Here is an 11,904-nt window from a genome sequence, read left to right on the forward strand (position 1 = left end):
AAAAGACGGCGGATATCTTCTGCCAGATCGCGAACCGCTGGCAGGACGGGGTCGGGGTCCCGCAGAATGCGCTGCGCCTGCCCGACCCGGAAGAGCTGCCGCCGGGGAGCTGAGCCCGACCGGGACGTATACGCAGGTCATCACGCCCCCTAGGGAGACGCTGATTTAATTGCACGTCCGCGCTCGAGTCGCTTTTGCGTGCGAACAAGGCGCGGTGACTGCCGTGCAGTCATTCTGCACAAGGGAGCCGCAACGCCGTGCGCGCGCCCGTTTTTGATCAACAACGGGCGGCCGAGCCCGCTCTTTCAATCACTTGTCGGGTTGGTGCCCCCTGTTCCCCGATCCTGCGTTGCGCCCCGAATCCATCGAAAACGGGCGGGTAGAACCACTACCCGCTGCACGACGCGCCTTGTCTCGGAAAACAGGGGGCACCAACGCGGACGTGCAATTAAATCAGCGTCTCCCTAGCGGGGTCTCGCGATGAGGGTTCCGGGGTGGGGTGGCGCGGCAGCCTCTCGGGCTGCCACGCGGGCCTTAGCTCGCGGCGCGCTTGGCGTGAGCCGCGTCGACCATCTTCTTCAGCTCGCCGCTCTCGAACATCTCGAGCGTAATGTCGCAGCCACCGATCAGTTCGCCATCGATATAGACCTGCGGGAAGGTCGGCCAGTCGGCGAAGCGCGGCAGGTTCTGCATGACCTCCTGGTCGGCGATCACGTTCACGTAGCCAAACTCCTGCTCGCAGCGCTTGAGCGCCTCCACCGCGCGGCTGGAAAAGCCGCACATCGGGAACTGCGGGGTGCCCTTCATGAAGATCACCACCGGATTGTCTTCCACCTGCTGGCGGATGCGATCCATTACGTCCATCGAAGTACTCCCAAGATTGGATGCCAGAACGGGCCGGCGACCACCGCCTCGACCCGGATTAAATTCCTACTATAGCGCTCAGACATTGAAGCGGAAATGTACCACGTCGCCTTCGTGCATTACGTATTCCTTACCCTCCAGACGCCATTTACCCGCGTCCTTCGCGCCCTGCTCGCCGTTGTTCGCGACGAAGTCGTCATACCCGACGACCTCGGCGCGGATGAAGCCGCGCTCGAAATCGGTATGGATGACGCCCGCGGCCTGCGGCGCGGTGGAACCCCGCCGCACGGTCCAGGCGCGGACTTCCTTTTCGCCGGCAGTAAAGAAGGTCTGCAGGTCCAGCAGTCGGTAGGCGGTACGGATCACCCGATCCAGCCCCGGCTCCTCGAGCCCGAGATCGGCCAGGAACTCGGCCCTTTCCTCCGGATCGAGCACGGCGATTTCCGCCTCGATGGCCGCACAGACGCTGACCACCTCGGCGCCCTCCTCGGCGGCCCGGGCCTGCACCGCCTCGACCATCGCGTTGCCGCCCGCCAGCGAGGCCTCGTCGACGTTGGCGATATACATCAGCGGCTTGATCGTCAGCAGATGCAGGTCATAGAGCAGGCGCCGCTCGTCCTCGCCCAGATCCTGGGCCCGCGCCGGGACCCCCTGATCCAGACCGGCCGCGACCTTCTCCGCCGCCTTCAGCTGCGCAATGGCCGTCTTGTCCTGCGACTTCGCGGCGCGCGCCAGACGGGTAATCGCCTTGCTGGCGGTCTCGAGGTCCGCCAGCATCAGCTCGGTGCTGATGGTGTCGATATCGGCCAGCGGATCGACCTTGCCCGCCACATGCACGATGTCGTCGTCCTCGAAACAGCGCACCACCTGGGCAATCGCATCCGTCTCGCGGATGTGGGCCAGGAACTTGTTGCCCAGCCCCTCGCCCTGCGCGGCACCGGCCACCAGGCCGGCGATGTCGACGAACTCCACCGTCGTGGCCAGCGTGCGCTCGGGCTTCACGATCTCGGTGAGCCGCGCCAGGCGCGGATCCGGCACCTCCACCACGCCCACGTTCGGGTCGATGGTGCAGAACGGATAGTTCTCCGCGGCGATCTCGGCGCGGGTCAGGGCATTGAACAGGGTCGACTTGCCGACGTTCGGCAAGCCGACGATCCCGCACTTCAGACTCATCGGGTTTCCTCGGATGTTGTGCGGGCCGCCTTTGACCCGCCGCCATGCAGATTGCGTACAGCCTCGTCCCAGCGTCCGGCGACCAGCGCCGGCACCTGGTCCAGCGCGGCATCGATGGCCTCCTCGATCGCGCGCGCATCGTCCCGGCCAGGCCGGTCCAACACGAACGGGACGACGTCGTCACGATGCCCGGGGTGACCGATACCCAGCCGCAGCCGGGCATAGTTCGGCCCACCCATGTGGCGATGCAGGTCGCGCAGACCATTATGACCGCCGTGCCCGCCGCCCATCTTCAGGCGCGCGATCCCGGGGTCCAGGTCGAGCTCGTCATGCACGATCAGGATGTCTTCCGGCGGTATACGGTAAAAATCCGCACACTTGCGCACCGGGAGGCCGCTCTTGTTCATGAAGCTCATGGGCTTGAGCAGCCAGCAGTCGCCCTCGGGCAGGGTCAGCCGCGCCGCCTCGCCATCGAAGCGGCTCTCGCTGCGGAACTCGGTGTTGTGACGACGGGCCAGGGCATCCACAAACCAGAAGCCCGCGTTATGCCGGGTATCGGCATAACGCGGGCCCGGATTGCCCAGCCCGACGATCAGGCGAATGGCCATCAGTCAGAAGGGCTCAGGAATGGCCGTGAGGCTTATTCCTTGTCCTCGGACTCGCCTTCGTCACCGGAGGCGGCTTCTTCGCCACCCTCGGACTCGGCGGCCTCGGCTTCTTCGCCTTCTTCTTCCTCGGCCTTCGCGGAACGCGGCAGCAGGATGCTGACCACGGCGTAGTCGTAGTCCTCGCCATGCATCAGGGCCACGCTCTGCACGCCCTCCGGCAGCTTCAGCTCGGAGATATGCAGGGTGTCGCCGACATCCATCTCGACAACGTCGATATCGATGGATTCGGGCAGATCGCCCGGCAGGCACTCGACCTCGAGCTCGTTGATCATGCGGCTGACCATGCCGCCACCCAGCTTCACGCCCTTGCAGTCTTCCTCGTTATGGAAGTGCAGCGGCACGCTGACGCGGATCGGCTGGTTGGCGCTCACGCGCATCAGGTCCACGTGGTAGATGGTCGGCTTGAACGGATGGCGCTGCACGTCACGCAGGATCGCCTTCTCGGTCTTGCCGTCCAGCTTCACGCTCAGGATGTGCGAGTAGAACGCGTCTTCCTTCAGGTTATGGACCATCGCGTTGTGATCCAGCGTGATGGCCACGGCGTCCTTGTCCGCCCCGTACAGGATGGCGGGCAGCTTGCCGGCGCGACGCAGGCGGCGGCTCGCACTCGAACCCTGTTCGTCACGCTTCTCGGCTTCAATGGTAAAGCTCATGCTCATTGCTACAGTCTCCAAAATGAAAGGCGCTTCACCCGAAGCGCCCTGAACACACCCCGCCCGCGACCAGACGGGGCGCTGAAGGGAGGCGAACCTCCCGAAATCTTCCGGCTAGCTCAAGACGACTAGTCCATGAACAGCGAGCTGACGGATTCCTCGCGGTTGATGCGGCGAATCGTCTCCGCCAGCATCTCCGCGACCGAGAGCTGACGAATCTTCTCGCAGCCCTGCGCATTGGGCTGCAACGCCAGCGTGTCCGTGACCACCAGCTCGTCGAGCGCCGAACCGTTTATGTTATCAATTGCCGCACCGGAAAGCACGGGGTGCGTGGCGTAGGCCATCACCGAGTGCGCCCCGTGTTCCTTCAGGGCCTTCGCCGCCTGACACAGCGTGCCAGCGGTATCCACCAGGTCGTCGATGATGATGCAGGACTTGCCGCGCACATCGCCGATGATGTGCATCACCTCGGACTCGTTGGCGCGCGGACGGCGCTTGTCGATGATGGCCAGGTCCGCATCGTCCAGGCGTTTGGCGATCGCGCGGGCGCGCACCACGCCACCGACATCCGGCGACACCACGGTCAGATCGCCCGAGACATGCCGCCACACATCGCCCAGCAGCACCGGCGAGGCGTAGATATTGTCCACCGGGACGTTGAAAAAGCCCTGCACCTGGTCGGCGTGCACGTCGATGGTCAGCACGCGATCCGCGCCAACCGCCTCGATCATGTTCGCGACCACCTTGGCCGAGATCGGCACGCGCGCCGAGCGCACCCGGCGATCCTGGCGGGCATAGCCGAAGTACGGGATTACGGTGGTGATGCGCCCGGCCGAGGCGCGGCGCAGCGCATCCACCATGATCACCAGCTCCATGATGTTTTCGTTGGTCGGCTGCCCGGTCGGCTGGATCAGGAAGACGTCGCGACCGCGCACGTTCTCCAGGATCTCGACCTGCACCTCGCCATCGCTGAAACGGCCCACGGTCGCCTTGCCCATCGGCAGGCCCAGGTGTTCGGCAACGCTCTGCGCCAGACGCGGGTTGGCGTTGCCCGCGAAGATCATCATACGACTCTTGTCGACCACGGTTCGTCCCGGTCTGGATGGATATGGAGCGGACGGCTTTGTCGCGCAGGCTCCAAATTATAGACCCCGGTGCTGGGCCGGGGTCTTGGTAGCTGGTGACCCGCACCAACGGCGCGGATCAGGTTGTATGGCTGGGCCGGCAGGATGATGGCGCTGCGCGCCACCCTTCGGGCGCCACCTGCGGTGGCGTGCTCTCGCGGCTACGCCGCTCGAGTCGAACCCGGTCCTCATCCTGTCGGCCCTTCGGCCGGTGCCACGGCGCCCTGCACCGCGGGTTTCGTTGTATGGCTGGGCCGGCAGGATTCGAACCTGCGCATGGCGGGATCAAAACCCGCTGCCTTACCGCTTGGCTACGGCCCAATATCTCGCTGCACTCCTAATTGTACTGCCCGGCCGACGTCGTGCCCGGTCCATCCCGCGGATCGGCGGCGCCGATCCGGGCCGGCAGGATGATGGCGCTGCGTGCCACCCTTACGGGCCGTCACCTTCGGCGACGGTCGGTCGCGGCTGCGCCGCTCGCGTCGAACCTGGCGCTTAGCGGGATCAAAACCCGCTGCCTTACCGCTTGGCTACGGCCCAATATCTCGCTGCACTCCATTGTACTGCCTGACCGGTCGCATGCCGGAAATCCCACCGCAGCCGTACGATGCGCCGACTGACAGCCGCTGGCATCACGCCCCTGAGGCGGCCGCGGCCGGAAGCCAGACCTGCAGTGGCGAGACGTTGAGCAGCGGCGTCACCCAGCTGGCCCAGGCCTCGGGCTGCCTGGACTGCGCCCGGTGTGCCGCCGCCTGATCGGGAAACATCCCGAACACACATCCGCCACTGCCACTCAGGCAGGCGCACGGCGTTTCGGACGCCAGCCAGGTCAGGGCCCGGTCGACCTCCGGATACCGCGCCCGTACGACCGGTTCGAACACGTTGCCGAAGCGTCCGGCATCGAATTCGGACGAAATTGTCTCGGTGGGACAGTCGCGTGTCAATTCCGCCGCGCCGAACATGGCGCCCGTCGCCACCCTGACACCAGGATCAATCAGCAGGACCCAGCCCTGCTCCGGGTCCACCGGCACCAGGCGTTCCCCGACCCCTTCCGCCCAGGCGGCATGCCCGGCGACAAACACCGGCACGTCCGCACCGAGCTCCAACCCCAGCGCCGCGAGGCGGTCGACCGTACAACCCAGCTCGTACAGATGGTTCAGCGCCACCAGGGTGGTTGCGGCGTCGGAGCTGCCGCCGCCCAGCCCACCACCGATCGGGATCCGCTTGTCCAGATGGATGCGCACACCGAAGGCCCTGCCGGTGGCGGCAGCCAGGCTGCGCGCGGCGCGCAGGCAGAGGTTGTCGGAGCCGTCGATGGCCGTGCCGGCCATCTCGTAGCGACCGGCAGGCAGGGGCTCGAAACGCAGGCGGTCCGCCAGCCCGAGAAACTGGAAGACAGTCTGCAGCTCGTGATAACCATCCGTCCGGCGAGCGGTAATGTGCAGGAAACGATTGATCTTGGCGGGGGCGGGGAAGACGCTGTCGAACCCGCCGTCTGCGCGCCCGCTCACGGGTTGCCCAGCTGCCAGCGACCGATCCGCGCACGCAGCTCGATGTCGTCGCGCTCGAGGACCATGGCAACCGGCATCGGTACGCCATCCACCTCCTCGAACTCGCTGTATTCGATGCGCCAGCCTGACTGCTGGATCCGCAACGGGCGACCCTCGGCATCCACGTCGAGCTGGTGGGAGGCCTCCGGGTGCAGCAGGCCGCGCACCCAGTAGGTCATGCCGCTCACCGGGATCGATTCACCCAGTACATAGGCCACGAGGGCATCCGGATCGTGCGCCTGGAAGCGCTCGCCGGAACGGGTCACCAGCAGGGCCTGACCATTGTCGGACAGTGTCAGCCGGCCGCCGCCGCGCCCCATGGGGCCGGACAGATCGAGCACATGCTCACCCTCCAGCACCCGCCAGCTGAGCTGGGCCGACCAGTACTCCTCCCCGGACGACAGACCCAGGCGCGCCACCAGTCGCCAGGTGTCCAGCGCCTGGAGGTGCTCGGTCCGCACCTCGAAGGCGGCTTCCGCGACCGCGGAGGTATCGGCCTCCGGCATCGGCGCCGCGCACCCGGCAAGCACCAGCGCCACGGCCACCAGCGCAGCGGCCGGCCACGACGCGCGCGGCCACCGCACCGCGGCCTGCGTTTTGACTGACTGGATCATTCGACGAGTTCGTCGCGGACGCGCTGCAGGCGCTCGTGGTCGGGTTCGCGCTCCAGCGCCGCCTCGAGGAGCTCGCGCGCCTCGTCACGCGCGCCCCGCTCCCACAGCACCACGGCCAGATTGCTGGCGATTTCGCCGTCCTGCATCAGGTCGTAGGCGCGCCGCAGCTGCGTCTCGGCCTCTTCCAGCCTTCCGAGCCGGTACAGCACCCAGCCATAGCTGTCGACGATGGCGGCATCGTCGGGTTCCTGCTCGTAGGCCCGCAGGATCAGCTCGTAGGCCTCCTCGTAGCGATCGGTGCGGTCGGCCAGGGTGTACCCCAGGGCGTTGAGTGCCGCCACATTCTCGGGGTCGGATTCGAGGATGGCACGAAAATCGGCCTCCGCGGCGGCAATGTCATCCGCGCGCTCGTGGACCAGTCCGCGCAGATAAAGCAGCCGCGTATCGCCAGGGAACTGCACCAGCCCCCGGTTCAGGCGGCCACGGGCCTCCGCGTATTCGCCGAGCTCCCGCAAAATATTGGCCTCCGCGAGGTAGGCGCGCCGCGCGAGATCGTCATCCACCCCCTGCTGCATTGGACGGAACAGCTCGCGCGCAGCCTCCATGCCGTCGCGCTTGAGCGTAAGGCGCGCCGTGCGCAGGCGCGCATCTTCGGCGTAGTCACCCGATTCCACCCGCCCATAGGCCGCCAGTGCGGCATCCGGCTCGTCCGCCATTTCATGCAGGCGCCCGAGGTAGTAGGCGACCTCGTTCTCGCGCTCGCCCAGGGCGTCCAGCCGCATCAGATACTCGCGCGCGGGTTCCAGCTGCTCCGCCTCGAGGTTCATCAGGGCCAGGGCGAGCAGCAGCTGGGTGTCCTCCGGTGCCGCCTGCACCAGACGGTCCATCTCGCGGCGCGCGAAGACCGGATCGTCGTGTTCGGTCAGGGCGCGGGCATAGCCCAGTCGCGCCTCGCGGCTGTCCGGGTGCGCATCCACGGTGGCGCGCAGGGTCGCCACCGCCGCCTCGATCTCGCCGGCCTCGCGCTGCGCCCGCGCGTGCAGCAGCTGCAACGGCACCGACTCGGGAAAACGTTCCACCGCCTGCGTGGTGACCGCCAGCGCCGCCTCGCCCGGTTCGGCGAAGCGCAGAGCGGCCTCCGCGTACACCCGGTGCACGCCGACATCGTCGGCACGGCGATCACTCAGAAGGCGCATGGCCTCGAGGGCCGCAGCGGAATCCTGGGCCTGACCGATCACCGCCCCGAGGGTGGGGTAGGGATCCGAGCCCTGCACCAGCAGCCGGCCCATCAGGGAATCGAGCTGTTCCGCGGCCTGCTCGGCATCCCCGGCATTGATCCGCAGCACCGTGGACACCTGGCTGGCCTCCAGGCTGTCGGGCGCCAGGCGCAGCCAGCGGTCCGCCGAGCGCTGGGCCTGCTCGAAATCGCGCGCGAAGAGGGCGATGCGGGTAGCCCGTTCCGCGATCGCCGGGTCGTCACTCATCAGGGCCGCGGCCCCGTAGTAGCGGGCGGCCTCGTCATGCTCGCCGGAGCGCACCGCGATCTCGGCCACCAGCACGCTGAACATCAGCGCCGCCTCCGGATCCTCGCCGCCGGCCGCCGGCAGCATGACCGGACGGTCCGTCTGCAGCGTATCGGAGGCATCCAGCTGGGTGTGCGCACAACCCGCCAGGGAGAACAGGGCGGCCAGCGCGAGCAGGCTTCGTGTCATCAGGGTTCCAGTCGGAATCAGTTCGGGCATATCGAATGGGACGGCCGGGCCGCCTCCGGGGTTCCATAACGGGTGGTGGTCACTCCGGGGCAACACGGATACATGCTCCCCGGCCAACCCTACAGCACAGTACACTATCGGGAAATTCGGCCACGCGCCCGCGTTTTCCGGCACAATACGCGCCAGCATGCTGTTCACTCTCGGGATCAATCACAAAACGGCTCCGGTCGCGATTCGCGAACGGCTCTCCGTAAACGAGCACGAGCTCGGCGAGGCCCTGCACTCGCTGCGCTCCGGCGTGCTGTTGCCGGAAACCGCGATCCTGTCGACCTGCAACCGCACCGAGGTGTATTTCCGCGAGGGCGGGCAGCACAGCGAACAGCGCGTGCTCGACTGGATCGGCGGCTATCACGGCATCGACCGCGACGAGCTGAAGCCCTACCTCTATCTGCACCACGACGGCTCGGCCGTGCGTCACACCCTGCGCGTGGCCAGCGGGCTGGACTCCATGGTGCTGGGCGAGCCGCAGATCCTCGGGCAGATGAAAACGGCCTACCAGTACGCGCACGAGGCCGGCACCCTGGGGCGCTCGCTGGAACGCCTGTTCCAGCACGCCTTCGCCACGGCCAAGGATGTCCGCACCCAGACCGCCATCGGCCAGAGCGCCGTTTCCGTGGCCTTTGCCGCGGTGTCGCTGGCACGCCAGATCTTCGGCGACCTGAAACCGCTGACGGCACTGGTCATCGGCGCCGGCGAGACCATCGAGCTGGCCCTGCAGCACCTCTCCGGCGCCGGCATCGGCAACGTGATCGTCGCCAACCGCACGGTGGAGCGCGCCCATGCCGTGGCCGGGCGCTTCGATGCCGAGGCCATCAGCCTCGACCGGCTCCCCGAGCGCCTGGCGGAGGCCGACATCGTGATCTCGTCCACTGCGGCGCCACTGCCGATCCTGGGCAAGGGCGCGGTCGAGCGCGCGCTGCGCAAGCGTCGTCACAAGCCGATGTTCATGGTGGATATCGCGGTCCCGCGTGACATCGAGCCGGAGGTGGGCCAGCTCGAGGACGTATACCTCTACACCGTCGACGACCTGCAGGAGGTCATCGACGAGAACATGGCCTCGCGCCAGGCCGCGGCCGAACAGGCCGAGGAAATCATCACCCAGCGCGCCGGCGAATTCATGCGCTGGCTGCGGGCCCGCGACTCGGTGGACAGCATCCGCCAGCTGCGCCAGCGTGCGGACAGCATCAAGGCCGAGGCACTCGCCAAGGCCGAGGCCATGCTGCGCGCCGGAAAATCCCCGGAAGAGGCGCTGCAACTGCTCGCGCACAACCTGACCAACAAGCTGATGCACGCCCCCTGCAAGTCGCTGAACACCGCGGCCCACGAGGGCGACGCCCGCCTGCTGGACGCCGCCCACCGGCTGTTCCAGCTGCCCGCCCCGGAAGACGACCCCGGCGACGATGACAGCTCCGGGTCGCAATCGTGAAGGACTCGTTCCGCGCCAAGCTCGAGGGCCTGTCCGAGCGTCACGCCGAGATCGCGCAGCTGCTGGCCACGCCCGACGCGGCCGAAGACCCGGACCAGCTGCGCCGCCTGTCGCAGGAATACAGCCAGCTGGAGCCAGTCGCCGAGGCCTGGAAGGCCTGGCACGACAATCAGGCCGCACTGGAAGAGGCCCGCGCGATGCTCGCGGAGGATGACGCCGAACTGCGCGCGATGGCCGAGGCCGAGATCGAGACCCTGACGCAGCAGACCGAGGCGCTGGAGGCGGAGCTGTACCGCCACCTGATCCCGAAGGACCCGCACGACAACGCCAACGTGTTCCTCGAGATCCGCGCCGGCACCGGAGGCGACGAGGCCGCGATCTTCGCCGGCGACCTGCTGCGCATGTATACCCGCTACGCCGAACAGCAGGGCTGGAAGCTGGAGATCCTCAGCGCCAGCGAGGGCGAGCATGGCGGCTACCGCGAGGTAATCGGGCGCCTGGCCGGCCAGAGTGCCTACTCGCGGCTCAAGTTCGAATCCGGCGCCCACCGCGTGCAGCGCGTGCCGGAGACCGAATCCCAGGGCCGCATCCACACCTCCGCGGCCACCGTCGCCATCCTGCCGGAGCTGGACGAGGTCGAGATGCCGGAGATCAACCCCGCCGACCTGCGCGTGGACACCTTCCGTGCCTCCGGGGCCGGCGGCCAGCACGTGAACAAGACCGACTCCGCGATCCGCCTGACCCACCTGCCCACCGGCATCGTGGTCGAGTGCCAGGAAGAACGCTCGCAGCACAAGAACCGCGCCAAGGCCATGACCTACCTCGCCGCGCGCCTGTTCGAGGCCGAGCGCGAGGCCCAGGCCGCCGCGCAGAGCGCCGAGCGCAAGAGCCTGGTCGGCAGCGGTGACCGCTCCGAGCGCATCCGCACCTACAACTTCCCGCAGGGCCGCGTGACCGACCACCGCATCAACCTGACCCTGTACAAGCTGGAACAGGTGATGGCCGGCGACCTCGACCCGGTGATCGACCCGCTGATCCACGAATATCAGGCCGAGCAGCTCGCCACCCTCGCCGAAGCCTGATGCCCGCAACCTCGACCCTGGACGCGTTGCTGCAGGAACTGCGCAGCCGCCTGCAGACCGCCGGGATCGAAACGCCCGGACTGGAGGCCCGCCTGCTGCTGGGTGCGGCCACCGGCCTGGACACCGCGCAGCTGATTGCCCACGGCACCGATCCCGCCACGGCCGAGCAGGTCACCCGTGCCGACGCGCTCTGCCAGCGCCGCTGCGCTGGCGAACCCATCGCCCACATCCTCGGCCGGCGCGCCTTCTGGACCCTCGATCTCGGGGTCTCCCCCGCCTGCCTGATCCCCCGCCCGGAGACTGAACTGCTGGTGGAACAGGCCCTCGGGGCCATCGACGCCTGCGGCCGCACGCACCCCCGGGTGCTGGATCTGGGCACCGGCAGCGGCGCGATCATCCTCGCGCTGAAGGCGGAACGCCCGACCATCGAGGCCGTCGCCACCGACCGCAGCCCGGACGCCCTGCGCCAGGCCCGCGCCAACGCCGACGTCCTGGGGCTGGACGTGACCTTCCTGCAGGGGGCGTGGCTCGCCCCGTTCAAGCCCGAGGACGCCTTCGACGTGATCGTCAGCAACCCACCCTACATCGCCCCGGGTGACCCGCATCTGACCCGCGGCGACCTGCGCTTCGAGCCACGGGAGGCGCTGGCCGCGCCGGAAGGCGGGCTCGGCGACCTGTACACCCTCATCGATACCGCGCCCGACCACCTGCTCCCGGGTGCCCCGCTGCTGCTGGAGCATGGGTTCGATCAGGCCCCTGACGTTCGCGCCCGCATGGCACAGGCCGGTTATCAGGATGTGCAGAGTCTGCGTGACCCGGCCGGGCACGAGCGCACCACCATCGGCATCCGCCCATAAAAAAGGTTCATCGAGCATTACCGGGGAAGGCGGCGCGGATTTTGAGGAAGAAGTAGTCCTGGTCGCGGTAGCCATAGGCGCGGCGTTTGATCACCTTGATGGTGTTGTTGATGCCTTCGAC

12 protein-coding genes, 1 tRNA gene and 1 pseudogene are annotated in these 11,904 nt (G+C 67.6%); 4 read left to right on the forward strand and 10 right to left on the reverse strand.

Annotated features, from left to right (window positions below; genetic code table 11):
- A pseudogene (locus D000_RS14245) lies at positions 1-113 on the forward strand (ribonuclease T); the annotation flags it as partial.
- 421 nt (positions 114-534) lie between these two features.
- Here D000_RS14245 and grxD read toward each other — a convergent pair.
- The 9 genes from grxD to D000_RS0112995 form a co-directional block, all read right to left on the reverse strand.
- Complete coding sequence (grxD, locus tag D000_RS0112950) at positions 535-864, reverse strand: Grx4 family monothiol glutaredoxin (RefSeq protein ID WP_018873951.1); 330 nt, start codon at positions 862-864, stop codon at positions 535-537.
- A gap of 78 nt (positions 865-942) precedes the next feature.
- Entirely contained in the window at positions 943-2,037 is a 1,095-nt protein-coding gene (gene ychF / locus D000_RS0112955) for a redox-regulated ATPase YchF (RefSeq protein WP_018873952.1), read from the reverse strand.
- Positions 2,034-2,645, reverse strand: a complete 612-nt coding sequence (gene pth / locus D000_RS0112960) for an aminoacyl-tRNA hydrolase (RefSeq protein WP_018873953.1) — start codon at positions 2,643-2,645, stop codon at positions 2,034-2,036. The genes ychF and pth overlap by 4 nt, the downstream gene beginning before the upstream one ends.
- A gap of 32 nt (positions 2,646-2,677) precedes the next feature.
- Entirely contained in the window at positions 2,678-3,364 is a 687-nt protein-coding gene (locus D000_RS0112965) for a 50S ribosomal protein L25/general stress protein Ctc (RefSeq protein ID WP_018873954.1), read from the reverse strand.
- Between the two features lie 122 nt (positions 3,365-3,486).
- Positions 3,487-4,443, reverse strand: a complete 957-nt coding sequence (locus D000_RS0112970; RefSeq protein ID WP_026280002.1) for a ribose-phosphate diphosphokinase — start codon at positions 4,441-4,443, stop codon at positions 3,487-3,489.
- A gap of 285 nt (positions 4,444-4,728) precedes the next feature.
- Positions 4,729-4,803: transfer RNA gene (locus tag D000_RS0112975), tRNA-Gln, on the reverse strand.
- Positions 4,804-5,114: 311 nt separating this feature from the next.
- Complete coding sequence (gene ispE, locus D000_RS0112985) at positions 5,115-5,993, reverse strand: 4-(cytidine 5'-diphospho)-2-C-methyl-D-erythritol kinase (protein ID WP_018873956.1); 879 nt, start codon at positions 5,991-5,993, stop codon at positions 5,115-5,117.
- Positions 5,990-6,646, reverse strand: a complete 657-nt coding sequence (lolB, locus tag D000_RS0112990) for a lipoprotein insertase outer membrane protein LolB (protein ID WP_018873957.1) — start codon at positions 6,644-6,646, stop codon at positions 5,990-5,992. The genes ispE and lolB overlap by 4 nt, the downstream gene beginning before the upstream one ends.
- Positions 6,643-8,388: a tetratricopeptide repeat protein gene (locus tag D000_RS0112995; protein WP_018873958.1), complete on the reverse strand. Its 1,746-nt coding sequence runs from the start codon at positions 8,386-8,388 to the stop codon at positions 6,643-6,645. Before D000_RS0112995 ends, lolB begins: the two co-directional genes overlap by 4 nt.
- A gap of 157 nt (positions 8,389-8,545) precedes the next feature.
- On the opposite strand from D000_RS0112995, the gene hemA reads away from it, so the two are divergent.
- From hemA to prmC, 3 genes are read left to right on the forward strand one after another with little or no spacing between them, the layout of a single operon-like run.
- On the forward strand, positions 8,546-9,844 hold the full coding sequence (gene hemA, locus D000_RS0113000; RefSeq protein WP_018873959.1) for a glutamyl-tRNA reductase: 1,299 nt from the start codon (positions 8,546-8,548) through the stop codon (positions 9,842-9,844).
- A complete protein-coding gene (gene prfA, locus D000_RS0113005) occupies positions 9,841-10,926 on the forward strand; it encodes a peptide chain release factor 1 (protein ID WP_018873960.1) in 1,086 nt (361 codons plus the stop codon). Before hemA ends, prfA begins: the two co-directional genes overlap by 4 nt.
- Positions 10,926-11,783, forward strand: a complete 858-nt coding sequence (gene prmC, locus D000_RS0113010; protein ID WP_018873961.1) for a peptide chain release factor N(5)-glutamine methyltransferase — start codon at positions 10,926-10,928, stop codon at positions 11,781-11,783. Before prfA ends, prmC begins: the two co-directional genes overlap by 1 nt.
- A gap of 7 nt (positions 11,784-11,790) precedes the next feature.
- On the opposite strand, the gene D000_RS13595 is transcribed toward prmC, so the two are convergent.
- Positions 11,791-11,904: transposase (locus tag D000_RS13595; protein ID WP_018873962.1), on the reverse strand; the 114-nt coding region annotated here is incomplete at its 5' end.

The organism is Thioalkalivibrio sp. ALJ16, from assembly GCF_000377345.1.
In the GTDB taxonomy this organism is placed as follows: Bacteria; Pseudomonadota; Gammaproteobacteria; order Ectothiorhodospirales; family Ectothiorhodospiraceae; genus Thioalkalivibrio.